The sequence below is a fragment of the Enterobacter cloacae complex sp. ECL72 genome, assembly GCF_019056635.1.
Taxonomy (GTDB): Bacteria; Pseudomonadota; Gammaproteobacteria; order Enterobacterales; family Enterobacteriaceae; genus Enterobacter; species Enterobacter hormaechei_C.
Map to the genome: position 1 here is coordinate 728,572 of NZ_CP077659.1, position 25,048 is coordinate 753,619.

General features: G+C 57.8%; 26 protein-coding genes. 15 read left to right on the plus strand and 11 right to left on the minus strand.

Features of this window, described 5'->3' with window-relative positions; genetic code table 11:
* Positions 1-92 precede the first annotated feature (92 nt).
* Positions 93-1,319 (plus strand): enterobactin transporter EntS, encoded by a 1,227-nt coding sequence (entS, locus tag KTH07_RS03425; RefSeq protein ID WP_023303267.1) that lies wholly within the window; start codon positions 93-95, stop codon positions 1,317-1,319.
* A 77-nt stretch (positions 1,320-1,396) separates the two neighbouring features.
* Here entS and fepB read toward each other — a convergent pair whose 3' ends face one another.
* A complete protein-coding gene (gene fepB, locus KTH07_RS03430; protein ID WP_023303268.1) occupies positions 1,397-2,356 on the minus strand; it encodes a Fe2+-enterobactin ABC transporter substrate-binding protein in 960 nt (319 codons plus the stop codon).
* Positions 2,357-2,543: 187 nt separating this feature from the next.
* Between fepB and entC the strand changes: the two genes are divergently transcribed.
* From entC to KTH07_RS03465, 7 genes are all read left to right on the plus strand, one after another.
* Positions 2,544-3,719, plus strand: coding sequence for an isochorismate synthase EntC (gene entC / locus KTH07_RS03435; protein ID WP_017382512.1), 1,176 nt, complete (start codon positions 2,544-2,546; stop codon positions 3,717-3,719).
* Between the two features lie 9 nt (positions 3,720-3,728).
* Entirely contained in the window at positions 3,729-5,339 is a 1,611-nt protein-coding gene (entE, locus tag KTH07_RS03440; protein WP_023303269.1) for a (2,3-dihydroxybenzoyl)adenylate synthase EntE, read from the plus strand.
* 10 nt (positions 5,340-5,349) lie between these two features.
* Positions 5,350-6,204 carry an isochorismatase gene (locus KTH07_RS03445; RefSeq protein ID WP_015571175.1) on the plus strand — a complete coding sequence of 285 codons (855 nt, stop codon included), beginning with the start codon at positions 5,350-5,352 and terminating at the stop codon, positions 6,202-6,204.
* A complete protein-coding gene (gene entA / locus KTH07_RS03450) occupies positions 6,204-6,956 on the plus strand; it encodes a 2,3-dihydro-2,3-dihydroxybenzoate dehydrogenase EntA (protein ID WP_017694337.1) in 753 nt (250 codons plus the stop codon). The genes KTH07_RS03445 and entA overlap by 1 nt, the downstream gene beginning before the upstream one ends.
* On the plus strand, positions 6,956-7,369 hold the full coding sequence (gene entH, locus KTH07_RS03455; RefSeq protein ID WP_015571173.1) for a proofreading thioesterase EntH: 414 nt from the start codon (positions 6,956-6,958) through the stop codon (positions 7,367-7,369). The genes entA and entH overlap by 1 nt, the downstream gene beginning before the upstream one ends.
* A 149-nt stretch (positions 7,370-7,518) precedes the next feature.
* Positions 7,519-9,624, plus strand: a complete 2,106-nt coding sequence (cstA, locus tag KTH07_RS03460) for a pyruvate/proton symporter CstA (protein ID WP_032620100.1) — start codon at positions 7,519-7,521, stop codon at positions 9,622-9,624.
* Positions 9,625-9,684: 60 nt separating this feature from the next.
* On the plus strand, positions 9,685-9,882 hold the full coding sequence (locus tag KTH07_RS03465) for a YbdD/YjiX family protein (RefSeq protein WP_006809671.1): 198 nt from the start codon (positions 9,685-9,687) through the stop codon (positions 9,880-9,882).
* Here the strand turns inward: KTH07_RS03465 and KTH07_RS03470 are convergent.
* The 4 genes from KTH07_RS03470 to KTH07_RS03485 form a co-directional block, all read right to left on the minus strand.
* Positions 9,879-10,283, minus strand: coding sequence for a helix-turn-helix domain-containing protein (locus KTH07_RS03470; RefSeq protein ID WP_023303271.1), 405 nt, complete (start codon positions 10,281-10,283; stop codon positions 9,879-9,881). The genes KTH07_RS03465 and KTH07_RS03470 overlap by 4 nt on opposite strands.
* On the minus strand, positions 10,264-10,560 hold the full coding sequence (locus KTH07_RS03475; protein WP_023303272.1) for a type II toxin-antitoxin system RelE/ParE family toxin: 297 nt from the start codon (positions 10,558-10,560) through the stop codon (positions 10,264-10,266). The genes KTH07_RS03470 and KTH07_RS03475 overlap by 20 nt, the downstream gene beginning before the upstream one ends.
* Positions 10,561-10,743: 183 nt before the next feature.
* Positions 10,744-11,487, minus strand: a complete 744-nt coding sequence (locus KTH07_RS03480) for an SDR family NAD(P)-dependent oxidoreductase (RefSeq protein ID WP_017382507.1) — start codon at positions 11,485-11,487, stop codon at positions 10,744-10,746.
* 57 nt (positions 11,488-11,544) lie between these two features.
* On the minus strand, positions 11,545-12,633 hold the full coding sequence (locus KTH07_RS03485) for an oxidoreductase (protein WP_023303274.1): 1,089 nt from the start codon (positions 12,631-12,633) through the stop codon (positions 11,545-11,547).
* Positions 12,634-12,792: 159 nt separating this feature from the next.
* Here KTH07_RS03485 and KTH07_RS03490 point away from each other — a divergent pair, with 159 nt between their 5' ends.
* From KTH07_RS03490 to KTH07_RS03505, 4 genes are all read left to right on the plus strand, one after another.
* Positions 12,793-14,295 carry a sugar ABC transporter ATP-binding protein gene (locus KTH07_RS03490; RefSeq protein WP_015571168.1) on the plus strand — a complete coding sequence of 501 codons (1,503 nt, stop codon included), beginning with the start codon at positions 12,793-12,795 and terminating at the stop codon, positions 14,293-14,295.
* Positions 14,292-15,287, plus strand: coding sequence for an ABC transporter permease (locus KTH07_RS03495; RefSeq protein WP_017382505.1), 996 nt, complete (start codon positions 14,292-14,294; stop codon positions 15,285-15,287). Before KTH07_RS03490 ends, KTH07_RS03495 begins: the two co-directional genes overlap by 4 nt.
* A 19-nt stretch (positions 15,288-15,306) precedes the next feature.
* Positions 15,307-16,371 carry a sugar ABC transporter substrate-binding protein gene (locus tag KTH07_RS03500; RefSeq protein ID WP_015571167.1) on the plus strand — a complete coding sequence of 355 codons (1,065 nt, stop codon included), beginning with the start codon at positions 15,307-15,309 and terminating at the stop codon, positions 16,369-16,371.
* 92 nt (positions 16,372-16,463) lie between these two features.
* Positions 16,464-17,705: an LVIVD repeat-containing protein gene (locus KTH07_RS03505; RefSeq protein ID WP_023303275.1), complete on the plus strand. Its 1,242-nt coding sequence runs from the start codon at positions 16,464-16,466 to the stop codon at positions 17,703-17,705.
* An 87-nt stretch (positions 17,706-17,792) separates the two neighbouring features.
* On the opposite strand, the gene mtnK is transcribed toward KTH07_RS03505, so the two are convergent.
* Entirely contained in the window at positions 17,793-18,992 is a 1,200-nt protein-coding gene (gene mtnK, locus KTH07_RS03510) for an S-methyl-5-thioribose kinase (RefSeq protein WP_017694331.1), read from the minus strand.
* A gap of 102 nt (positions 18,993-19,094) precedes the next feature.
* Between mtnK and mtnA the strand changes: the two genes are divergently transcribed.
* Together mtnA and KTH07_RS03520 are read left to right on the plus strand one after the other, a co-directional pair.
* Complete coding sequence (gene mtnA, locus KTH07_RS03515) at positions 19,095-20,111, plus strand: S-methyl-5-thioribose-1-phosphate isomerase (protein WP_017382501.1); 1,017 nt, start codon at positions 19,095-19,097, stop codon at positions 20,109-20,111.
* Positions 20,112-20,153: 42 nt separating this feature from the next.
* On the plus strand, positions 20,154-20,633 hold the full coding sequence (locus tag KTH07_RS03520; protein ID WP_017382500.1) for an SRPBCC family protein: 480 nt from the start codon (positions 20,154-20,156) through the stop codon (positions 20,631-20,633).
* Between the two features lie 35 nt (positions 20,634-20,668).
* Here KTH07_RS03520 and KTH07_RS03525 read toward each other — a convergent pair whose 3' ends face one another.
* The gene (locus tag KTH07_RS03525; protein WP_017382499.1) at positions 20,669-20,941 is read right to left on the minus strand and encodes a helix-turn-helix transcriptional regulator; all 273 of its coding nucleotides are present in this window, start codon (positions 20,939-20,941) and stop codon (positions 20,669-20,671) included.
* A 106-nt stretch (positions 20,942-21,047) separates the two neighbouring features.
* Here KTH07_RS03525 and KTH07_RS03530 point away from each other — a divergent pair, with 106 nt between their 5' ends.
* Entirely contained in the window at positions 21,048-21,287 is a 240-nt protein-coding gene (locus KTH07_RS03530) for a helix-turn-helix domain-containing protein (protein WP_017382498.1), read from the plus strand.
* Positions 21,288-21,332: 45 nt separating this feature from the next.
* Here KTH07_RS03530 and KTH07_RS03535 read toward each other — a convergent pair whose 3' ends face one another.
* The 4 genes from KTH07_RS03535 to KTH07_RS03550 form a co-directional block, all read right to left on the minus strand.
* Positions 21,333-23,003, minus strand: coding sequence for a P-loop ATPase, Sll1717 family (locus KTH07_RS03535; RefSeq protein ID WP_032620090.1), 1,671 nt, complete (start codon positions 23,001-23,003; stop codon positions 21,333-21,335).
* 178 nt (positions 23,004-23,181) lie between these two features.
* A complete protein-coding gene (locus KTH07_RS03540; protein WP_017382496.1) occupies positions 23,182-23,724 on the minus strand; it encodes an acireductone dioxygenase in 543 nt (180 codons plus the stop codon).
* The gene (mtnC, locus tag KTH07_RS03545) at positions 23,721-24,410 is read right to left on the minus strand and encodes an acireductone synthase (protein ID WP_017382495.1); all 690 of its coding nucleotides are present in this window, start codon (positions 24,408-24,410) and stop codon (positions 23,721-23,723) included. Before mtnC ends, KTH07_RS03540 begins: the two co-directional genes overlap by 4 nt.
* Entirely contained in the window at positions 24,407-25,021 is a 615-nt protein-coding gene (locus tag KTH07_RS03550; protein WP_017382494.1) for a methylthioribulose 1-phosphate dehydratase, read from the minus strand. The genes mtnC and KTH07_RS03550 overlap by 4 nt, the downstream gene beginning before the upstream one ends.
* Positions 25,022-25,048 lie beyond the last annotated feature (27 nt).

The window sequence follows — 25,048 nt, forward strand, 5'->3', positions numbered from 1 at the left end:
GATAATGATAGTAATTATCGTTATCTATCTTATTTGGCTATGTTAGCATGTGCGCCCATGGAAATGGTAGACCGATACCTCAAGGCCTTGTCATGAATCAAAAATCCTGGCTGCTCAACCTCAGCCTGCTGAAAACGCACCCGGCGTTTCGAGCGGTTTTTATCGCCCGCTTTATCTCCATTTTATCCCTCGGCCTGCTCGGGGTCGCCGTGCCGGTACAGATCCAGACCATGACCCACTCCAGCTGGCTGGTGGGGTTATCCGTCACCTTAACCGGCGGGGCGATGTTTATCGGCCTGATGGTGGGCGGCGTGCTGGCGGACCGCTACGAGCGTAAAAAACTGATCCTGCTGGCGCGCGGCACCTGCGGGGTGGGCTTTTTCGGGCTGTGTCTGAACGCAATGCTGCCGGAGCCGTCGCTGATGGCGATTTATGCCCTGGGCCTGTGGGACGGCTTTTTTGCCTCGTTAGGCGTGACGGCGCTGCTGGCGGCCACGCCCGCGCTGGTCGGGCGCGAAAACCTGATGCAGGCGGGGGCGATCACCATGCTCACCGTGCGCCTCGGTTCGGTGATTTCGCCGATGGTCGGCGGTCTGCTGCTGGCGACCGGCAACGTGGCGTGGAACTACGGCCTTGCCGCGGCGGGAACCTTTATCACCACCCTGACGCTGCTGCGTCTGCCGCTCCTGCCACCCCCGCCGCAGCCGCGCGAGCATCCGCTGAAGTCCCTGATGGCCGCGATTCGTTTCCTGTTCAGCAACCCGCTGATTGGCGGCATTGCGCTGCTCGGCGGCCTGCTGACGATGGCGAGCGCCGTGCGCGTGCTGTACCCGGCGCTGGCGGGCGAGTGGCAGATGAGCGCCTCAGAGATTGGCGTGCTGTACGCCGCCATTCCGCTCGGCGCCGCGTGCGGGGCGCTGACCAGCGGAAACCTGGCGCAGAGCGCGAGACCGGGGTTAATCATGCTGGTGGCGACGCTGGCCTCGTTTATCGCGATTGGTTTCTTCAGCCTGATGCCGGTGTGGGCGCTGGGGGTGATGTGTCTGGTGATTTTTGGCTGGCTGAGCGCGGTCAGCTCTCTTTTACAGTACACCTTGATCCAGACCCAGACGCCGGAAGGGATGCTCGGGCGCATTAACGGCCTGTGGACGGCGCAGAACGTCACGGGCGATGCGATTGGCGCAGCGATCCTCGGCGGGCTGGGGGCGATAATGACCCCGGTGGCGTCGGCGAGCAGCAGCGGGTTTGTGTTAGCCGTGGTTGGCGTAATTTTATTGGCGGTTTTGGTGGAGTTGCGTCGGTTCAGGCAGAACCTGTAGGTCGGGTAAGGCGTAGCCGCCACCCGACAAAAAGCCCGGTGGCGCTGCGCTTACCGGGCCTACGGGAAACGTGCCTCTTATTTAAAAATTGAATTCAAACGCTGCAACACCAACATCGCGCTGTAATAATCCAGGCGGAACGTCTCCGTTCCCAGCGCCCAGACACGCTTGTTCTTGACCGACGGCAGATGCGCCAGCAGCGGATTGGCGTAAATCGCGTCCACGTCTTTCTGGTCGCCGGCAAACACGAACAGCCCTTCGCCGTTCAGCCCCGTCGCCAGGTTTTCCCCGCCCAGCTGAATAATGTCGTGACGCTTGCCCTGGCTTTTCGAGGTGTGCAATCCATCAGGTAACGCCGCCAGCGTGAAGCCCAGCTGGTGCAGCAGCTTGCCCTGAGCCGAGTCTGTCGTCCACAGGTTCGCCGTGTGCGCCGCGGCGGTGTAGACGATGGCGTTCACCGGCTGCGGCGGCAGTTTCATCTGCTGCTTCACCTGGGCGAGCTGTTTATCGAAGGCAGCGATGCGATCTGCGGCCTGTGTTTCCTGCCCGGTGATCGTCCCCAGCTGGGTCAGCAGTTCCTGCCAGCTTTTGTCGTCGTAGTTAATGATAAGCGTCGGGGCGATGGCGGAAAGCTGATCGTAGAGTGCCAGCGCGGAATCCCCGCCGGTGGCGCTGATCAAAATCAGGTCCGGCATCTGGGCCGCGACGGCTTCGGCGCTCGGCTCGCCGATGTACAGCCGGGCAACCTTACGCTGTTTCGCGATATCGCCCCACTGACGTAAAAAGCCCTGTGCATCCGCCACGCGGTTGTTTGGCGTGGTGGCTCCGCTGCCAATAACCGGGGCGTCAATGGCCAGCAGGGAGCCGGTTAGGGTCACGCTGGTGGAGACAATGCGCGTCGGTTTGCTCTCAAGCGTATGTACGCCGCGGCTGTCTGTGACCTGACGCGGCCAGTCGGCGGCCGTCGCTGAGGTTAGTCCTAAAACAAAAAGTCCTGTTAAAAGAAAGGCATTACGGCAAACGGCAGGGAGTTTCACAGAGCGGCATCCTGTTTTTGTTGAAGTTAATGCTTCTCATTTTCATGATTGCGGGGAAGGGATGCAAGCGTTAGTCGCACAAGTTGTTTGCTCTGCGGTTGACACCAGGGCGATGTGGGATTAGGTTAGCCGACGAAAATATAAATGATAATCATTATTACTGCTTTTATCATTTTAGGAGGATGATATGGATACGTCATTGGCTGAGGACCTTCAGCACACCGCGACCACGCTGCAATCAGACAGCTTTTTCTTTATGTCGCCCTATCGCAGTTTTACCACGTCAGGCTGTTTTGCCCGTTTTTCTGAACCCGCCGTCGGCGGTGACGATCCGGCGGGCCCCTTTCAGCAGAAATTAGCTCAGGCTTTCCAGAATGCGAAAAACAGCGGCATTGCCCATCCGGTGATGGTAGGGGCGATCCCCTTCGATACCCGCAAACCGTCATCGCTGTTTATTCCGCAACGCTGGCAAACCTTCTCCCGCCCGGCGCGTCAGCAGTCCGCACGCTACGCCTCCGGCGCGCAGACGCTGAACGTGCAACAACGCACCGAGATCCCGCCGCAGCCGGTTTTCGAGGAGATGGTCGCTCGCGCCGCGTCGCTCACCGCCACGCCGCAGGTGAATAAGGTGGTACTGTCGCGCCTGATTGATATCGCCACCGACAAACAGATTGATAGCAGCGCGCTGATGGAGCGTCTTATCGCCCAGAACCCGGCGAGCTTTAACTTCCACGTACCGCTGGAAGACGGCGGCGTGCTGCTGGGCGCCAGCCCGGAACTGCTGCTGCGTAAAGAGGGCGCGCACTTTAGCTCGCTGCCGCTGGCGGGCTCTGCGCGCCGTCAGCCGGACGATGTGCTGGATCGCGAAGCGGGCACTAAGCTGCTGGCCTCCGAAAAAGACCGTCACGAGCACGACCTGGTAACGCAGGCGATGAAAACCATTCTGGAACCGCGCAGCCATCATCTGACCATGCCGGCTTCCCCGCAGCTCATCACCACCCCGACGCTGTGGCATCTGGCGACGCCGGTAGAAGGTGACGCGCGTGAAAACGAGAACGCCCTGACGCTGGCCTGTCTGCTGCACCCGACGCCAGCGCTGAGCGGCTTCCCGCATCAGGCGGCAAAAGAGCTGATTGCCGAGCTGGAGCCGTTCGATCGTGAGCTGTTCGGCGGCATCGTCGGCTGGTGCGACAGCGAAGGGAACGGCGAGTGGGTGGTAACTATCCGCTGCGCGCGACTGCATCAAAATACCGTTCGCCTGTTTGCCGGCGCGGGCATTGTGCCTGCTTCCTCTCCGGTAGGCGAGTGGCGCGAGACGGGCGTGAAGCTCTCCACCATGCTCAACGTGTTTGGTTTGCACTAAGGAATACTCATGACCATCCCTTTTACCCGCTGGCCTGAGGAGTTTGCCCGCCGCTACCGTGAAAAAGGCTACTGGCAGGATCGGCCGCTGACCCACATCCTGACGGACCATGCGGACAACGATGCGGTCGCGATAATTGACGGCGATCGCCGCATCACCTACCGCGCGTTTAATCAGGCGGTGACGAATCTGGCGTCTGTCCTTCAGGCGCAGGGGCTGCATCGCGGCGAGACCGCGCTGGTGCAGCTCGGCAACGTGGCCGAGTTCTACATCACCTTCTTCGCGCTGCTGCAAATCGGCGTCGCACCGGTCAACGCGCTCTTTAGCCATCAGCGCAGCGAACTCAACGCCTACGCGGAGCAGATCAAACCCGCCGTGCTGATTGCCGATCGCGACCACGCGCTGTTCGCGGGCGATGATTTTCTCAATACCTTTGTGGATACGCATCGCTCGGTACGCGTCGTGCTGCTGCGCGGCGATAAGGGCGAACACGCGCTGGAGGCGGCGATTGCGCGCCCGGCGGACAATTTCATCCCAAACCCGACGCCCGCCGACGAAGTGGCGTTCTTCCAGCTCTCCGGCGGCAGCACCGGCACGCCGAAGCTGATCCCGCGTACGCATAACGATTACGACTACAGCATTCGCCGCAGCAACGAAATCTGCGGTATCACTGCGCGCACCCGGTATCTGAACGCGCTTCCCGCGGCGCATAACTACGCCATGAGCTCGCCGGGATCGTTAGGCGTTTTCACGGCGGGCGGCTGCGTGGTGCTGGCGAACGATCCGAGCGCCACGCTCTGCTTCCCGCTGATTGAGCAGCATCAGATAAACGTCACCTCACTGGTGCCGCCCGCGGTCAGCCTGTGGTTGCAGGCGATTGCCGACGGCGCGGGGAACGCCCAGCTGAAATCCCTCGAACTGCTCCAGGTAGGCGGCGCACGTCTCTCCGCCACGCTTGCGGCACGTATTCCGGCGGAAATTGGCTGCCAGCTTCAGCAGGTGTTTGGCATGGCGGAAGGGCTGGTGAACTACACCGCCCTCGACGATGCGCCGGAGCGCATCATCAATACCCAGGGCCGCCCGATGTGCCCGGACGATGAAGTGTGGGTGGCGGACGAGGACGGCAACCCGCTGCCGCGCGGGGAAGTCGGGCGTCTGATGACGCGCGGCCCTTACACCTTCCGCGGCTATTTCAATAGCCCGGAACACAACGCCAGCGCCTTTGATGCCAACGGTTTCTACTGCTCGGGCGATCTGATCGCCATCGATGAGCAGGGTTACATCACCGTGCAGGGGCGCGAGAAAGATCAGATCAACCGCGGTGGCGAGAAGATCGCCGCCGAAGAGATCGAAAACCTGCTGCTGCGCCACGACGCGGTGATCCACGCCGCGCTGGTGAGCATGGAGGACAGCCTGCTGGGCGAAAAAAGCTGCGCGTACCTGGTGGTGAAACAGCCCCTGCGCGCGGTGGAGGTGCGCCGCTTCCTGCGCGAGCAGGGCGTCGCCGAATTTAAGCTGCCGGACCGCGTTGAGAGCGTGGATGCGCTTCCGCTCACGCCGGTCGGCAAAGTTGATAAGAAACAGTTGCGCCTGTGGCTTGCTGAACGCGCCCGGGGCTGAGGAACAGATAATGGCCATTCCAAAATTAACCGCATACGCGCTGCCAACCGCCGCCGAACTGCCGACCAGTAAAGTGAACTGGGCGTTTGAACCGGAGCGCGCCGCGCTGCTGATCCACGATATGCAGGAGTACTTCCTGAACTTCTGGGGCGAAAATAGCGACATGATGCAGCAGGTAGTGGCGAACATCGCTAAACTGCGCGCGTACTGCAAAGAGCACAATATTCCGGTGTACTACACCGCGCAGCCGAAAGATCAGAGCGATGAAGACCGCGCCCTGCTGAACGATATGTGGGGGCCGGGCCTGACTCGCTCGCCGGAGCAGCAGCGCATCGTCGCTGAGCTGACCCCGGACGAAGCGGACACCGTGCTGGTGAAGTGGCGCTACAGCGCGTTTCACCGCTCGCCGCTGGAGCAGATGCTTAAAGAGACCGGGCGCAACCAGCTTTTGATCACCGGCGTGTACGCCCACATCGGCTGCATGACCACCGCCACCGACGCCTTTATGCGCGACATCAAACCGTTCTTTATCGCCGACGCGCTGGCGGATTTCACCCGCGACGAGCACCTGATGTCGCTGAAATACGTGGCAGGACGTTCGGGCCGCGTGGTGATGACCGACGAACTGCTGCCGTCCGTTCCGACAACGAAAGCCGCGCTGCGTGAGCTGATCCTGCCGCTGCTGGACGAGTCCGACGAGCCGATGGATGACGAAAACCTGATCGACTACGGTCTGGATTCAGTGCGCATGATGGCGCTGGCCGCCCGCTGGCGCAAAGTGCACGGCGACATTGATTTCGTGATGCTGGCAAAAAATCCGACCCTCGATGCCTGGTGGGCGCTGCTCTCCCGCGAGGTGAAGTGATGGTTTTTGATTTCACCGGTAAAACGGTCTGGGTGACGGGCGCGGGTAAGGGCATTGGTTATGCGACCGCGCTGGCATTTGTGGAGGCCGGGGCGCAGGTGACCGGGTTCGATCTGGCTTTCCCTCACGGCGAATATCCGTTTGCCACCGAAACGCTGGACGTGGCGGATGCGGCGCAGGCGAGTGACGTCTGCGGGCGTTTGCTCAGCAGCCTTGAGCGGCTCGATGTGCTGGTTAACGCGGCGGGCATTCTGCGTATGGGCGCGACGGATCAGCTCTCGCAGGAGGACTGGCAGCAGACCTTTGCGGTCAACGTCGGCGGCGCGTTCAACCTGTTCCAGCAGACGATGGGCCAGTTCCGTCATCAGCAGGGGGGGGCGATTGTGACGGTGGCCTCTGACGCGGCGCACACGCCGCGCATCGGCATGAGCGCCTACGGCGCGTCGAAAGCGGCGCTGAAAAGCCTGGCGCTGACCGTCGGGCTGGAACTGGCGGGCAGCGGCGTACGCTGTAACCTGGTGTCGCCGGGTTCAACGGATACCGACATGCAGCGCACCCTGTGGACCAGCGATGATGCGGAACAGCGGCGCATTCGCGGCTTTGGCGAGCAGTTCAAGCTCGGCATTCCGCTCGGTAAAATTGCCCGTCCACAGGAGATTGCTGCGACCGTGCTGTTCCTGGCATCCGATGCCGCCAGCCATATCACCTTGCAGGATATCGTGGTGGACGGCGGCTCCACGCTGGGGGCGTAATGATCTGGAAACGTCATTTAACGCTCGAGGAGCTGAACGCCACCAGCCTGAATACGATGGTGGGGCACCTTGGCATCGTCTATACCCGCCTCGGGGACGATACGCTGGAAGCAGAGATGCCGGTGGATGCCCGCACCCACCAGCCGTTTGGCCTGCTGCATGGCGGCGCCTCGGCGGCGCTGGCGGAAACGCTGGGCTCAATGGCCGGTTTTCTGATGACCCGTGACGGGCAGAACGTGGTGGGCACGGAACTGAATGCCACGCACCACCGCGCGGTCTCTCACGGTAAGGTACGCGGCGTGTGTCAGCCGCTGCATCTGGGCCGTTCCAGCCAGAGCTGGGAGATCGTGGTGTTCGACGAGCAGGGGCGGCGGTGCTGTACCTGTCGGTTGAGTACGATGGTGTTGGGGTAAGTCATTCAGCTGAAAGTGATCGGCTTAACACTGTGGTGTAAATCTCTGGTTTGACCACGCATTATTGCGTTTCAAAGTTGTTAAATTTTATCCGTTGTTCTAGAAACAAAATGTAACATCTCACTGTTTCACAACAACGGACAACAACTATGAACAACTCAGGGAAATACCTTACGTGGGCGGTGCTCTCCGTGGTGGGAGCCTTTGCCCTGGGCTATATCGCCCTCAACCGGGGGGAGCAGATCAACGCGCTGTGGATCGTCGTCGCCTCCGTCTGCATTTATCTGATCGCATACCGTTTTTATGGCCGCTATATCGCTAAGACGGTACTGGGCGTAGACGGCACGCGCATGACGCCGGCCGTGCGTCATAACGACGGTCTGGACTACGTGCCGACCGATACAAAAGTGCTGTTCGGTCACCATTTCGCGGCGATTGCCGGGGCAGGCCCGCTGGTGGGGCCGGTACTGGCCGCGCAGATGGGCTACCTGCCAGGGATGATCTGGATCCTCGCGGGGGTGGTGCTGGCGGGCGCGGTGCAGGACTTCATGGTGCTGTTCGTCTCCACCCGCCGCGACGGTCGTTCACTGGGTGAGCTGGTGAAAGAGGAGATGGGCGCAACCGCCGGGGTGATTGCGCTGGTGGCGACCTTTATGATCATGGTGATCATCCTCGCGGTGCTGGCGATGATCGTGGTGAAAGCCTTGACCCACAGCCCGTGGGGAACCTATACCGTCGCCTTCACCATTCCGCTGGCGCTGTTTATGGGGATCTATATCCGCTATCTGCGTCCGGGGCGCATTGGTGAAGTTTCAGTTATTGGCCTGGTGTTCCTGGTGTTTGCCATTATCTCCGGCGGCTGGGTAGCGGAAAGCCCGACCTGGGCGCCGTTCTTCGACTTCACCGGCGTGCAGCTGACCTGGATGCTGGTGGGCTATGGCTTTGTGGCGGCGGTGCTGCCGGTGTGGCTGCTGCTGGCCCCGCGTGACTACCTCTCCACCTTCCTGAAAATCGGCACCATCGTCGGGCTGGCGATCGGCATTCTGATTATGCGCCCGACCCTGACCATGCCTGCGCTGACCAAATTTATTGACGGCACCGGCCCGGTCTGGACCGGTAACCTGTTCCCGTTCCTGTTTATCACCATCGCCTGCGGCGCGGTGTCGGGCTTCCACGCGCTGATCGCCTCCGGAACCACGCCGAAGATGCTGGCGAATGAAAATCAGGCCTGCCTGATTGGCTACGGCGGCATGCTGATGGAATCCTTCGTGGCGATTATGGCGCTGGTTTCGGCCTGTATTATTGACCCGGGCGTTTACTTTGCGATGAACAGCCCAATGGCGGTACTGGCCCCGGCCGGCACCGTTGACGTGGTTGCCTCTGCCGCGCAGGTGGTCAGCGGCTGGGGCTTTACGATTACCCCTGAAACGTTGACGCATATCGCTAATGAGGTCGGCGAGCAGTCAATTATCTCCCGCGCAGGCGGGGCGCCAACGCTGGCGGTGGGCATGGCCTACATTCTGCACGGCGCGCTGGGCGGGCTGATGGATGTCTCGTTCTGGTATCACTTCGCCATTCTGTTCGAGGCGCTGTTTATTCTGACGGCGGTGGATGCCGGTACGCGTGCGGCGCGCTTTATGTTGCAGGATCTGCTGGGGGTGATCTCCCCGAACCTGAAGCGTACCGATTCACTCCCGGCTAACCTGCTGGCGACGGCGCTGTGCGTGCTGGCGTGGGGCTACTTCCTGCATCAGGGCGTGGTCGATCCGCTCGGCGGGATTAACACCCTGTGGCCGCTGTTCGGTATCGCCAACCAGATGCTGGCGGGCATGGCCCTGATGCTCTGTGCCGTAGTCCTGTTCAAGATGAAGCGCCAGCGTTACGCATGGGTGGCGCTGGTGCCAACGGCGTGGCTGCTGATCTGTACCCTGACCGCGGGCTGGCAGAAAGCCTTCAGCCCGGACAATAAGGTGGGCTTCCTGGCGATCGCCAACAAGTTCCAGGCGATGATCGACAGCGGTAAGATCCCGGCACAGTACACCGAATCTCAACTGTCGCAGCTGGTGTTTAACAACCGTCTGGACGCCGGGCTGACCATCTTCTTTATGGTGGTGGTTGTGGTGCTGGCGTTGTATTCTCTGAAAACCGCGCTGGCGGCGTTGAAAGTCGACAAACCGACGGCGAAAGAGACGCCGTATGAGCCAATGCCTGAGAACCTGGACGAGATTGTCACCCAGGCGAAAGGGGCGCATTAACCCGTGTGCCGGGTGGCGGCTTCGCCTTACCCGGCCTACATTTCCTGTGAGATCAGAACTATGTTCGACACCCTTTCCAAAGCAGGTAAATACCTGGGCCAGGCCGCTAAAATGATGATTGGCGTGCCGGATTACGACAACTACGTCGAGCATATGCGCGTCAACCACCCGGACCAGACGCCCATGACCTACGAAGAATTTTTCCGCGACCGTCAGGACGCCCGCTACGGCGGCAAGGGCGGGGCGAAGTGCTGTTAACCCTCTTTTGGTAAATAGAGGCTGATCTGCTCCTGTTTACAGCCGTAAATTGCCGCCAGCTTTTCGCGGGTGCGCTTTTGCGGTCGGGAGTCCAGCGCCTCAAGCTGTGATACGGCGGACTGGCTGATGTCAAGCTTCTCCGCCACCTCCTGCTGGGACATGCCGCGTAAAATGCGCCAGGCGGCCTGTAGGCTGACGTTCTCGCTATGCATGATGTCGCATACTTCACCAGGTAATCCTACGTCATCATAACAATCGTGTTCGACTTCAATATCCTCTAGATCATCATCGGTTTCGTCGTCAATTTCTGCCATCTGTAAGCACATACGAAAGTATTCATCATAGGGAATAACGACGTACTGCGCTTTTCCGTCATCGTCCTTAATTAGCTGAACAGCCATAGGGGGCTTTCTCCTCGTGAAGGTAGGTCGTTGATGTTCTGCGCTTGACGGCCAAAACATAACAATGGTTATCGGGATCGTCCCGAAGTGTAATCAGAATGCGGTAATCGCCAACGCGTAGCCGGAAATGATTTTCTGTTGCCGATATTTTTTTGATATCGGGCCGGGGAGCTGAGCGATCGTCCAGCTCAGCAAGTTTTGCTTTGATTCTTCGCTGATATCGGCCATCGATTTTGGAAAACTCTTTCTTTGCATTCTTTGACCAGACAATCTTCATCCGTACCTCCACTGTACGCCCACACAAATTATAAGGAAATAATAAGACTATTAGATAAATTCCGAATTTCTTATGGGTTACTGTAGAGCGGAGAAAAACCGCGAGAAAGCGGCAAACCGCGAATCGTCGAGGCGGCTCGAACAGGCCTCTGCCGGGCGACAGAGGCATACAGTAAATTTGCGATCAGGCGTTCAGACCGCCGTCGACATCCAGACCGGTGCCGGAAATTTGCCCCGCAGCCGGGCTGGCGAGGAAGGTGACCGCCGCTGCGATATCCTCCGGCTGGCCGTAATGGCCCAGGGCAATAAGCTGACGCTGAGAGTCAGCCTGCTCGCCGTCTTCCGGGTTCATATCGCTGTTGGTCGGGCCGGGGTGGACCAGGTTGACGGTAATGCCGCGCGGGCCTAAATCGCGGGCCAGACCTCGGGTGAGGGAGTTAAGGGCAGACTTGGTCATCGAGTAGACGGCGATCCCCGGCTGTGCCACGCGGTTCGCCAGACAGCTACCGATGTTGATGATGCGTCCGCCGTCAGACATATGCACCAGCGCTTCCTGAATGGCGATCACCACGCCGCGGATGTTGACGTTGATCAGAGCGTCGATGTCCGCCAGGGTCATGGACTCCAGCGGGCCGCCGCGCGCAATCCCGGCGTTATTGACCAGAATATCCAGCCCGCCGAGGGAGCGCGCCGCCTGCGTGACCGCATCCTGAATCGCCTGCGCGCTGGCGCTGTCGGCCTGAATCGCCTCGCCGTGTCGCCCCAGCGCGTTGATCTCATCGACAACCTGCTGGGCTTTATCGACGGATTTTTCGTAGGTGATAACCACATCGGCACCGGCGCGTGCCAGCGACAGCGCAATCGCCCGACCCAGCCCACGACTGGCGCCAGTAACCAGCGCCTTTTTACCTGTTAAATCGATCTGCATGATGACCTCGTTGCAAGAGTGGAGAGAATCATCATTAGGTATAGCCCGTCGGCGCGATTAACGGCTGAAGGATTCCACCTTCGCAAACGCGGCGCGCAGAACCTCAGGCGTTAACGTCACCGGCAGATAGTGAATCGACTCCACCGGGCGCAGGGTGTGGGCAATGACCTTATCCAGCTCGTCGCGGTTGTGAATATCGACGTCCAGCTCGCGAAGCGTGGTCGGCAGATTGAAGCGCTGGTACGCCGCCACCAGCTGCGCCAGCACGTCGTCCTGACCGAGCAGGGCGCTCTGCACCAGAATGCCGTAGGCCACCTTGGTGCCGTGCAGGTATTTTTCCGTCTGCGGCAGCACGGTTAAGCCGTTGTGCACCGCGTGCGCCGCCGCCACGCGGGTATAGCGCTCACCCAGACCGCCGACCATTCCGCCTCCGGCAATAATCGCATCCACCACGTCCCGGAACGCCTGCGTCTGTTCGCCGCGCTGCTGATCCGCAAGCGCTTCTTCGCTGCGTGCCAGCAGCACGTCACGGATCGCCAGCGCACCGTTCAGGCCAAGACGCACGGTCAGCGGCAGACTCTCAGATTGAGGGGCGAGCACCGCCGCTTCGTACCACTTCGCCAGCGTATCGCCGATGCCCGCCAGCAGATATTCCGCCGGGGCGTTAAGGATGATCTGCGGCTCCACCAGCACCAGAAAGTTGGCGTCGTCAAAAATCTCAAACTGTAGCGCCTGACCGGCATCGTTGTACCAGACGGAGAGCGGGGTCCACGCCGCGCAGGTGGCGGCGATAGTGGGAATGCCTACGAACGGCACGCCCAGACGACGCGCCACGGCCTTGACGGTATCCATTACCGCACCGCCGCCCACGCCAATCACCACGCTGGTTTCACTACCCGACTCGTTCACCAGATGGGTGACGTCACGCTCGCTGCAATGGCCCTTAAACAGCAGATGTTTTGCCCCCGTCGCGTTAAAACTCTGCGGCAGATAAGGGCGTGCGCCCTCGATTGCCCGCTCGCCGTAGATCCACACCGCGCGGGAAAGCTGTTCCGGAGTAAAGAAATCATCCAGGTGGGCAAGGCTTCCCGGATGAGAGAAGTAGTTCGCCGGGCCGGGCACGACGCGGATATCGGTGTTGCTCATGAAGTTGTCCTTTTTTAGCAAGCGCTAACCCGATGTTATGTCTGGACATCCGGATGGCTAATAATATTTTGCTTTAACTTATGCCTTTTACGTCGTTGTCAGTCAACAAGAGCTGTGAAAAATTCGCTAAATCAGAAGAGTAATGAAGGATTTACGCGGATGGTTTCCAGTCGCCTTGAGATGCGCGGTATCAGCCTGGCCTTTTCCGGCTTTCAGGCCCTGTCGCGCGTGGATTTCACCCTGAACGGCGGGTCGGTGCATGCGCTGACCGGCGCCAACGGCGCGGGGAAATCGACGCTGATGGCGGTGCTGTGCGGGACGCACGATCGTTATGAAGGCGAAATTTGCATTAACAACCAGCCGGTAAGTATCCGCGAGCCGCTGGACGCCAAACGGCTGGGTATCCACCTTGTGCAGCAGGAGGTGGATGTTGCGCTCATTCCCGGGTTAAGCATTGCCGAAAACATCATGCTCGACCAGCTGGCGCATCCGGGGCATCGCTACAGCTGGCGCGACATCCGCCAGCAGGCGCGGCAGGCGCTGGCGCAGCTGGATGTTTCGCTCGACGTACGCCGCTCCATCGACAGTTGCACGCTGGCTGAAAAACAGCAGATTTTGCTGGCGCGGGCGCTGTCGCACCACTGCCGTTTTCTCATCCTTGATGAGCCCACCGCGCCGCTGGACGCGCACGAGAGTGAGCGTCTGTTTGCGGTAGTAAGACGTCTGCAACAGCAGGGTATCGGCGTGGTGTTTATCTCTCACCGCATTCACGAGCTGAAGGCCATCTGCGACACCCTGACGGTGCTGCGCGACGGCAGGCTGATTGAGTCCGGCCCGATGGCGGATCTGAGCGGCGAAGCGATTGTTGAGAAGATGCTCGGCCACGAGCTGAGCGATATCTATCCGCCCCCGCGCCCGCCGCACGGTGAGGAGACGCTGCTGCGGGTGGAAGGGCTGCACGACGATGCGCTGCTGAAAGATATCTCCCTGCACCTGCGCAAAGGTGAAATCCTCGGCATTGCCGGGCTGGCGGGGGCGGGGAAAACGGAACTCTGCAAGGCGCTGTTTGGCGCCAGCAAAAGCCGCGTCGCGCGCGGCGAGCTGAACCATCAGGCCTGGAAACCGCGCGATCCGGCAGACTCGGTACTGCGCGGTCTGGCGCTGGTGCCGGAGGAGCGGCGCAAAGAGGGCATTTTTATCGACGAGCCGGTGAGCATGAACCTTGCCGTGTGTGCCGATAACAGCTTCTCGCGCTGGAGCCTGTTTGGTCATCGTCAGGCGTGGCGCTGGGCAGAAGAGGTGATCGCCCGCGTCGGTGTGCGCACGCGCGGGCCGGGGCAGGTGCTGCGTCGGCTTTCCGGCGGTAACCAGCAGAAGGTCGCCATCGGCAAATGGCTGCGCAATGACGCCAGCGTGCTGATATTCGACGAGCCGACCAAAGGCGTGGACGTGAAGGCCAAAACCGATCTGTTTCAGCTGATCGACGGCCTGGCGCGCGAGGGCAAAGGGGTCATTTACGCCTCGGGCGAGTTCGCCGAGCTGGTCGGGCTGTGCGACCGCATCTGCGTGCTGTGGGACGGACGCATCGTGGCGGAAATCGCCGGAGCCGAGGCCCGGGAAGAGACACTACTTTATTATTCAACCGGAGGAACGGCGTCGTGAGCAAGGCCCTTTCAGTGATCGCGGCGGCGTCTGGCCGTCAGCAGATTTTCGATTTTCTCTACAGGTGGGGCATGCTGTTGACCGTCGTCGCGCTGGTGGCGGTGTTTGGCCTGGCGTCGGACAGCTTCCTCGATCCGAACAACATCATCAACATTCTGCGCGCGATTGCCATCGTGACGGTGATTGCCATCGGCGTCTCGATTTCGCTGACCGTCGGTGGGTTCGATCTCTCGGTGGGGTCAACCGCGTCGCTGGCGAACGCGCTGGTGATTTCGCTTTTCGTCTGGCACGGCTTCGGCACCACCGAGTCGATTCTGCTGACCCTTGCGCTCTGCACGCTGGTCGGCCTGTTTAACGCCTTTCTGATCGTCATCCTGCGCATTCCGGACATGCTCGCGACCCTTGCCAGCCTGTTTGTCATCCAGGGCGTGGCGATGACCTACAGCTACGGCGGGTCGATTACCGAGAACATGGTGCTGCCGAGCGGCGACATGGCGGAAGGGACCATTCCGGCGGCGTTCAGCCTGCTGGGGCAGGTGCCGACCATTGTGATCGTCATGCTGGTGGTGACGATTCTGGCGCAGTTGGGCCTGTCGCTGACCACCCACGGACGCCGGATGTACGCCATTGGCGGCAACCCGGAAGCCGCGCGTCTCTCCGGTATTCGCACCACGCGCTACAAGGTGGCGGCCTACGTGATCGCCTCGCTGCTGGCGGGATTGGGCGGAATTTTGCTGGCTTCGCGTATCGGTTCATCGCAGGTGAATGCGGGGGGCGGCTACCTGATGGATGCGGTGGCGGCGGCGTGGATCGGGTTCTCGCTGGCCGGGTCCGGCAAGCCGAACGCGCTGGGCACGCTGGTGGGGGCGGTGATCCTCGGCGTGCTGTCGAACGGGCTGGTGATGCTCTCCGTGCCGTATTACGCCATGGACATTATAAAAGGGCTGGTGCTCGCGATGGCACTGGCGATTACTTACATACAAAAACGCTGACAACACAACGGGATAATAAATGAAAAAGATTGCGCTCTCTTTGGTAGCTCTTGGATTACTCACTTCTTTGCCGGGCCTGGCGGCTACCCCCGCGCCGGTTCCGGCCGCCATTGCCAGCCATGACGGCCCCATTCGCATTGCGGTGATCCGCAACCTGGGCTCGGACGACAACACCACGCAGTTTGTTGCCGGGGCGATTCAGGAAGGGAAAAAGCTCGGCTTTAAGGTCAGCACGTTTTTAAGTAACGGGGACGACGCCAGATTCCAGGATTTCGTGAACCAGGCCATCAGCCAGAAATACGACGGGATTATTCTCTCTCAGGGGCGCGATCCGTACTCCACCGCGCTGGTAAAGAAGGCGGTGGATGCCGGGATTAAAGTTTCGGTGTTTGATACCGCCGTGAACGGCGAGATCCCGGGCGTAACCGTTACCCAGCAGGACGATGCCTCCCTGACCAACCTCTCTTTTGGTCAACTGGCGAAAGATTTCAACGGCAAGGCCAATATCGTCAAGCTGTGGGTCGCGGGCTTCCCGCCGATGGAGCGCCGTCAGGCGGCCTACAAAGAACTGCAAAAACAGTATCCGGAGATTAAAGAGCTGGAGTCCATCGGCGCGGTCTCCTCTGACGTGCAGGGCGACACCGCCAACAAGGTGGGGGCGATCCTCGCGAAATACCCGAAAGGTAAAATCGACGCCATCTGGGGGACCTGGGATGCCTTCAGTCAGGGCGCGTATAAGGCGCTGAAAGAGAACGGCCGCACCGAGATCAAGCTCTACAGCATCGACATCTCCAACCAGGATCTCCAGCTGATGCGCGAGCCGGGTAGCCCGTGGAAGGTGAGCGTGGCGGTAGATCCGAAGCTGATTGGCGCGACCAACGTACGCCTGATCGCCAATAAGATTGCCGGAGAAGCGACGCCTGCCACCTACGATTTCAAGGCGGCGGCTATTCCGCAGGCGCTGCTGACCGCCCAGCCGGGTGCGGTGAACGTGGCGTCTCTGGGGAAAATCATTCCGGGCTGGGGCCAGACGGAAGATTTTATCGCGCCGTGGTTTGCGACGCTTGCCGCTAAAAACAAGTAAACCAAGCCGGGTGGCGGCTGCGCCTTACCCGGCCTACATTTCGCACCCGTAGGCCCGGTAAGCGTAGCGCCACCGGGCGTAAGGAGCATAAGGTGTCTCAATTACCCCCTCCCGAATACAGCCGCAATATGCGGCTGATTGGCCATAGCGACCAGGGCGGTCGTCCGGACGGTGTACAGCTGATGGTGCACCGTGGTTTCGCCTATATCGGTCATATGGTGTCGCAGGGCTTTTCCATTGTTGACGTGCGCGATCCGAAAAAACCAAAAGCCGCAGGTTACGTGCCCGCGCCGCCGGGTACCTGGAACGTACACCTCCAGGCGCACGACGATTTGCTGCTGGTGATCAACGCCCGGGATCTGTTTGCCGATGCGCGTTTTGCCGATGAGAAGGTCTACTACACCCGCCAGGTGGGGGAGACCGTCAGCGACGTGCAGGATAAAGGCTGGAGCGCCGGGCTTCGCGTCTTTGATATCTCCACGCCGGACAGGCCACGCGAAATCGGCTTTCTGTCGCTGAGCGGCATCGGCATTCACCGCATCTGGTACGTCGGTGGCCGCTGGGCCTACGTTTCAGCGCTGATCGACGGCTTTACCGATTACATTTTCCTGACTATCGATCTGGCGGACCCGCGTAAGCCTGAAGTCGCGGGGCGCTGGTGGCTGCCCGGGATGAACCAGGCCGAAGGTGAGAAGCCGGACTGGCCGGAAGGAAAACGTTACGCCCTGCACCATGCGATTATTGCCGGCGACACCGCCTACGGCAGCTGGCGCGACGGCGGCCTGACGCTGCTGGACGTGAAGGACCGCGCGCAGCCGAAGCTGATTAGCCATCGCAACTGGAGCCCGCCGTTTGGCGGCGGAACGCACACCGCGCTGCCGCTGCCGGACCGCGACCTGCTGGTGGTGCTGGACGAAGCGGTGCTCGACAATCAGGAAGACGGCGAAAAGCTGATCTGGCTGTTTGATATCCGCGAGCCGTCGAACCCGGTCAGCATCTCGACCTTCCCGCAGCCGGATGAAACCGACTACGTGGCGAAAGGGGCGCATTTCGGCCCGCACAACCTGCACGAAAACCGGCCGGGGAGCTTCGTCAGCTCAACGCTAATTTTTGCGACGTATCAGAACGCGGGCGTGCGGGCGTACGATATTTCGAACCCGTATCGACCGGTGGAAACGGGGGCGCTGGTGCCCGCCGCGCCGGAGAAGATGATGGATACGCGGCCCAACCGCCCGCAGGTGATCCAGTCGTGCGACGTGTTTGTGGATGCGCAGGGGATTATTTACAGCACGGACTATAACGGCGGGATGTCGGTGATTGAGTATCTGGGGTGAGTTTTTGCCGGGTGGCAGCTTCGCCTTACCCGGCCTACATTTTGCACCCGTAGGCCCGGTAAGCGCAGTGCCACCGGGCAAACGTTCTCAACTGTACTGCCGCACTCGCGCCACCAGCTCTTCCGCGCTGTCGATGCGGTCGGCAATGACAATCAGCGCTTTACCGAGGGATATTGCATGGCGGAGGCATTCGTGGCGCATGGCTTCATCCTGGATGGTATCGATATCCGCCACGTGTGAAAGCCCGACGCTGCGGCGAATCAGCTCGGTGCCGCAGAACCCGATGGCGTCATGCCAGACCTTTTTCAGGAACGCGGAGGCATAGCCCGGCGCGCTGAGTGCCGCGTCGCGGGCTTTCTCGTTTGCCAGCGCCTGGAAGCGCTCCGCGAAGGTGTTCCACAGTTCCTGAATATCGGTCAGGCGCTGCTCGCGCGCGGCGGCGGCATCGCGAATGCCGAGGTGCCCAGGCAGGCCGCAGAAGTTCAGCAGCAGGTTGCCGATGGCGGTGCCAACGTCAAAGCCAATCGGCCCAAAATAGCCGAACTCAGCGTCGATGGCCTTCAGGCTGCCGTCGGCCACAAAAATCGAACCGCTGTGAATGTCTCCGTGCAGCAGGGCTTCGGCGTGCGAGAAAAAGCGGTGCTTGAGGGAGGCCACGGCGATTTTAAGCTGGGCGTCGTCGCGCAGGGCGGCAACGTCGTTTTCCAGCTCGGCCGGGTAGCTGTTGCGCGCGTGGATCTGGTACGGATCGTTAAAGAACAGATCTTCGGTGATCTCGCACATCTCCGGGTTGATGAATTTCGCTACCTGCGCTTTTTTATCGTGCGGATGCAGATAAAAATCGCTGGTGTGAAACAGGGTGTGAGCCAGATATTCCCCCAGCTGACGCGCCGCCTGGGGGTAGTAAATGTTGTTAATCAGCTCGCCGCGCCAGATGCGATGGCTGGAGAGATCTTCCATCACCATCACCGCCAGTTCCGGGTCAAAGTGGTGGATTTTCACCGTGTGCTGCGGGCTGTGCTGGTAATGCTCGACCAGGGTTTGCGCTTCAAGACGGGCACGATCCAGCGTCAGCGGCCAGGATTCGCCGACGCAGCGTACATAGGGCAGCGCCTGCTTAACGACGATGCGGCTCACGCCCGCGCGGTCGAAAATTTTAAAGACCAGGTTGAGGTTGCCGTCGCCGATTTCCTGCGCCTCTACCAGCGATGAAGGATCGTCAAGTCCGCCAAACTGCCTGGCATACTCCACGGCGTCCTGAGCGGTAAAGGTACGGTATTGCGACATGGACTGCTCCTCAGTTTTGCTAATTAAGACATGTAGACGTCTATACATCTGGATTTCATCCTGACACAATGTGCTACAACAACGCAACAGGGAATTAACGACATGCAGACATTACAGACGACCAGCCTGCGGGTGGCGGATAATCAGCTCTTTATTCTCGACCAGCAGGCGCTTCCACAGGAGAAACGCTGGCTGGATGCCTCGACGGTCGAGGCGCTGGTCGGGCACATCCACGCCCTGCGGGTGCGCGGCGCGCCGCTGATTGGACTCTCTGCAAGCCTGCTGCTGGCGCTGTTAGCGGAAAGCGGCAAAAGCCGCGACGAGCTGGCGGTGGCGCTGGAAACCCTGCGCGCCTCCCGCCCGACGGCGGTGAACCTGATGAATAACCTCGATCGCATGAAGATTGCGCTGTGGCAGGAAGATTATATTCCGGCGCTGGTGGCTGAAGCGCTGCGGCTGATTGACGAAGACAAACGGCTCTGTGACGCTATTGCCAGTGCGGGCAGCGCGCTGGTGAAGCCCGGCAGCCGTCTGCTGACCCACTGCAACACCGGCGGGCTGGCGACGGCGGGCGTCGGTACCGCGCTGGGGGTGATTGCTCGCGCGCATCAGGAAGGCAAGGTAAGCAACGTCTGGGTGGATGAAACCCGTCCGCTATTGCAGGGCGGCAGGCTGACCGCGTGGGAACTCGGCGAGCTGGGCGTACCGTATCAGCTGATTACCGACTCCATGGCCGCCAGCCTGATGGCAAAAGGGCAGGTGGACGCCGTGTGGGTGGGTGCAGACCGCATTGCCGCCAACGGCGACGTGGCGAACAAAATCGGCACCTATTCCCTGGCGGTGCTGGCGAAGTTTCACGGCATTCCGTTCTACGTCGCTGCCCCGCAAACGACCCTCGACCCGGACTGCCCGAACGGTGACGCAATCCCGATTGAGCAGCGCGCGGCCAGTGAAGTGACGGGCGTGGCGGGGAGCTTTGGCGCGGTGCAGTGGGCGCCGCAAGAGGCGCAGGTCTATAACCCGGCGTTTGACGTCACCCCCGCCTCGCTGATTAGCGGCTGGGTGCTGGATACAGGCGTGGTCACACCGGACGAGGTAGCGAAAGGGAAATTTGCCTGAGTCCGGCTATCCTTTAAGGGCGTTCCCTGAGAGGACAACATCGTGACGCTCGATCCTGACACAGACTTAAAACTGGAGCGCGTGGTGGATGCACCGCGCGACCTGCTGTGGCTCTGCTGGACCACGCCGGACCACATCAAAAACTTCTTCATCCCTGCACCGCATAAGGTGATCGACTGCGACCTCGATCTGCGCGTGGGTGGGCGGTTCAATACCATATTTGAGGTGGATGGGCAGCGGATGGATAACCGGGGCGTGTTTCTTGAAATCGACCCGGGGAACAAGCTGGTCTTTACCGACGGTTATACCGAGGGCTGGAAGCCTGCCGAAAAGCCGTTTATGACGGCGATCCTGCTGCTGGAGGACGTTGGGGAGGGCAAAACCCGCTACACGGCGATTGCGCGTCATCCGACGAAGGAAATCCGTGAGCAGCATGAGCAAATGGGCTTCCACGAGGGGTGGGGCGTGGTGCTGGATCAGCTGGTGGGGTATGTGAAGTCTCTTCAACCCCCTCTCCCTTGAGGGAGAGGGTTGGGGTGAGGGGGAGAAGGCGTTGATCATGTTGAAGACAGATTTCTCTTTTTTGTATTCCTCATCTGACGAAATACTGGCGCTCCCTTTTCATCAAAATATCTTTCCGGCCATATCACATCAGGCGGAATGTCTAGCGCCTGAGCGATAAGCAATTCACCTTTAGGCCATGGTCGGGTAAGCGCATTTGCCAGTGTGGATGATGAAAGCCCAGCCTTTCGAGACAAGGCTGCGAGGCTTGTTCCATGTTTCTTTAGTGCGGCGATAATATCGGCTGAGTGCCAGTTCTGCTGACGCATTTTGTCCTCCTTAGGTGTGTTTGTTACGCACTCAATTATCCTGTTTTGGGATAAAAACACAACGGGAGGATATTCGATTTCAGGATATTTGTATGGAATCGGAACAATGGCCTCAGTTTACTCGGATGAATACCAGCGTGTTATCAATGCGTTGAAGAAAGCTCGTAAAGAGAAGGGGATTACTCAGGCCCAGCTTGCGGAGGCTTTAGGGAAACCCCAATCGTTTATCGCTAAAGTGGAAAGTGGTGAACGCAGGTTAGACGTGGTGGAGTTTGTGCATCTGGCGAGATTACTTAGCTTAAGTAACGAAGAGGTCCTTACTATTTTACAATCTTTAATATGTTAAAATTATGGGCGCATTATATTTTTAGCGCCCTAACTCAAAAATTACTCAATCTATCTCGTCATCTCTATCATCTTTATTATAAATATCAGATATCGCAATTTTTATATCTAATGCTTTATGCAACATTTTATGTACTTTGATATGACTTGCCCTCTTTATTTCAGCTTTATTTACAGGACCACTATCTCTGAAAGACCATTTATATGGAGTTAAGGGGCTAACTTTGAATCCTATCGCACTAATATTGTATAAGCATAAAAATATCTCGTTAATGACATCAGATTCTCTTACTTCGCTATTGAGCATTTTAGAAGCGATGATTGCGCATGGGTCATTAGTATTTTGAATGGCGAGTTCCGATGCTACAGATTCTATGTTGTTTTTAGGAATAAGTGTTCGGGTGAATTTTTCTGGAACCTCTCTGAGGATTTCTATAGTTTCTTCGAAAGATGGATATATATCTCCCCATTCTTCTTTTAAAGAACGCAATCTTTTTTCTGAATAAACACTTTCAGCTTTATGAATGGAATCCCAGGAGATTCGTTCTCTGTTGAGTGCTATTTTAAAACATTCATTTACGAACTGTAAAACATCCCTTGGCCGATATAGTGTTCTCTCTATAATATACTCGATTGGCAACATTCCCTTACTCCCTCCTTTGGGGGATGGGAAAAGATCATTAATTTCGACGTTTTCTCTTGTATATTGTTTTTTGAAAACCTCTTGGATTCTCTTTGAAACTAACTCATTAAGTTGATTTGCGGTCCATTGAAGATCAAGAATATATGATTCGTACTTCTCCTCTTGAAATCCAGAGCCTCTTGTGATATTGAATACAGATTTAAGAAGGTCATGTCTTAAAGCAGCTATTATCTTGACGTTCTTGATACGTCTGAATACTTTTATCTCTTCAATTAATGCTCTTATGAATTTATATCGAGTGTTGTTTTCGGCCCAGTTTTCATCAAGCTGATCTATAACAATGTAATGTTTCTTTTGAAGATCTGAGAATGAATGTTCTGCAAGCATATCGAGAACTTCATTTAATTTTTGAATTTGCATTCCACTAACAACCTCAGAAGCTCTTTTCTTTATTTCATGCTTATCTTCCTCAGATATTCTCTTGGCTGCCTCAGCATTTAATTCAATGCCATGAAGTGCTGCTCCTATTTTGGCTTTAGTGTCATTCTCAAGTTTTTTTGTTATTTCTCTCAGGTGTGTGTCTGTGTCAATCCAAAATTTATCACCCCATTCTCTAAAATATTCTAATGCGCGTTTCCTGATTTCATCTTTTCTTAAAAAACTAGCTAAGCTGGTGAGGAAATTTCTTGTGTCACTCTCGCTGCTTATATCATGACGTATTTTTAAAAACTCCATTATAAGTATGTGTCGCCAGAGTATTTTATAGAATAAATCTAAATTTATGTCTAGCGCTTCAAAAAAAGAAATAATATCAGAGTGCTCAAGAAAACGGATTGATATATCGTTAGGATCTAGCTTCTTGTATCTATATGCTTTATTCATTACTTTGTGCAATAATGCGCTTTTCCCTGCTCCAGTTCTTCCTACAACAATAGACGATGTATCATTAGTATCTAGTAATTTTGATAGATATCCACTATCTACAAAGCATTCATCAAGTAATTGTGTATCGGATTCGGCATCGAGTTCGCCAATCCTCAAGTTTTGTCGTATTATTATTGGATTTTTTGCCATGTTAATCTCTTTGGGAATAAGTAATAATCATTAACGATAATTTATTTTTATAGAATATTAGTTGTGTTTTTTATTGAATGAAGTAAAGTATTTGTGATTTGCTTCGCAAATTTAAGAATAAGATATAATTTATAAAAGTTCCTTCATCTTGAAGGAACTGTACTTGTTTATTTGGATATTATTTTAGGCGTGGGTATGCATCCGCAATCGCATCCCCGGTAAACTGCGCCACCCAACCCTCCGGGTTATCGAAAATACGAATCGCCGTAAAGTTCGGCTCTGAGCCCATATCAAACCAGTGCGGCGTGCCCGCGGGAACGGAAATCAGGTCGTTTTTCTCGCACAGCACCTGATACACTTCATCGCCGATGTGCAGGCAGAACAATCCCGCCCCTTCCACGAAAAAGCGCACTTCGTCTTCACCGTGAGTGTGTTCGTTCAGAAACTTCGCGCGCAGCGCCTCTTTCTGCGGATTGTCGGCGCGCAGGCTGATCACATCCCAGCTCTGGTAACCTTTCTCTGCCACCAGCTTGTCGATCGCATGCTGATAGGCCGCGATCACGGCTTCAGGCGCGGGATCGTGCCCTAAATCGCGATCCGCCGCCCAGCGTTCAAACCGCACGCCTTTGGCGTTGAGCTGTTGGGCAATCTCGGCGGCGTCGGCGCTGTGCCACTGGTGTTGACTGGCGTCTTTATCGGAATAAATGGTCAATGCGCTCATGAAGGGATTTGCTCCGGATTAATCTCGTCAAACTGGTGGATCTGATGATGATGGCTTGCGCCGTCATCTTCACCGCGAATCAGTTGCAGGGTGCGAAAACCCGCCTGCTCAGCTGCGTCCAGCTCCTGATGAATATCCGACAGAAACAGGATCTGCGACGGGGCAATGCCCGTTTGCGCCGCAATATTTTGATAAGACTGCATCTCGCGCTTGGCGCCAATGTGGGTATCAAAATAGCCGCTGAACAGATGAGTAATATCACCTTCGTCGCTGTAGCCAAATAACAGTTTCTGCGCGGTGACGGAGCCAGAGGAATAAACATAGAGATCAATCCCTTGCGCCTTCCATTTTTCCAGCGCGGGCAGTACGTCAGGATAGAGGTGTCCGGTAAAGTCACCGTTGACGTAACCGTCCTGCCAGATGATGCCTTGCAGGGCTTTGAGCGCCGTCGATTTGCGGTCTTCATCCATAAAGGTAAACAGTACGTTGATGAGATCGCTGACGCTGGCATGCGGAGCGCTGATTTCATCGCGCAGGTTGTCCAGAATCGATTTGACCGGCTCGGCGTACTGCTGCGCGGTCACGAAGGCCGCCAGCCGCTCACGCGCGTAGGGGAACAAAACATCATGGACAAAACGGATATCGCTGGTGGTCCCTTCAATATCCGTCACAATCGCGCGAATCATACTCTCTCCCATTGTCGTAAACGCATTTCGCATTCAAATAAGAATTCTAACCCTTCCAGATGACGGCGGGCTTCGGCCACGTCGCGTCCCCAGCAGGTTAAGCCATGACCGCGCAGAAGAAAACCATAATTAAGCGGGCGTTCCTGCGCGTAATGGGCGATGCGCGAGGCGAGGGCGTCGATGTCCTGGTCGTTATCAAACACCGGGATGGCCACCGTATCCTGGTGCGTGGTCTGCCCGGTAAGGGATTTTTGCATCTCGAAACCGGTGATCTTCAGCTCGGCCTCGTTGACCAGACGCGACAGCACCGTGGCATTGACAGTGTGAACGTGCAGGACGGCGTTAGCCTCGGGAAACAGGCGATAGATGAGGGTATGCAGCCCGGTCTCTGCCGACGGTTTACGGCCAGACGGCGCACGGTTGGTGGCGATTTCAACCTGTAGAAAATCGGCGGTGGTCAGGCTGCCTTTATCTTTTCCGGATTCGCTCAGCCAGCACAGGTGTTCATCCTGACGCACGGACATATTGCCGCCGGTAGCGGGCGCCCAGCCTTTAGCGCCAATCCAGCGGCAGGCCTCGACCAGGTGTGTGAGTTGCAGGTTGTCTGTCATTTCCTTTTACCCTCTCGGTCAGGAATA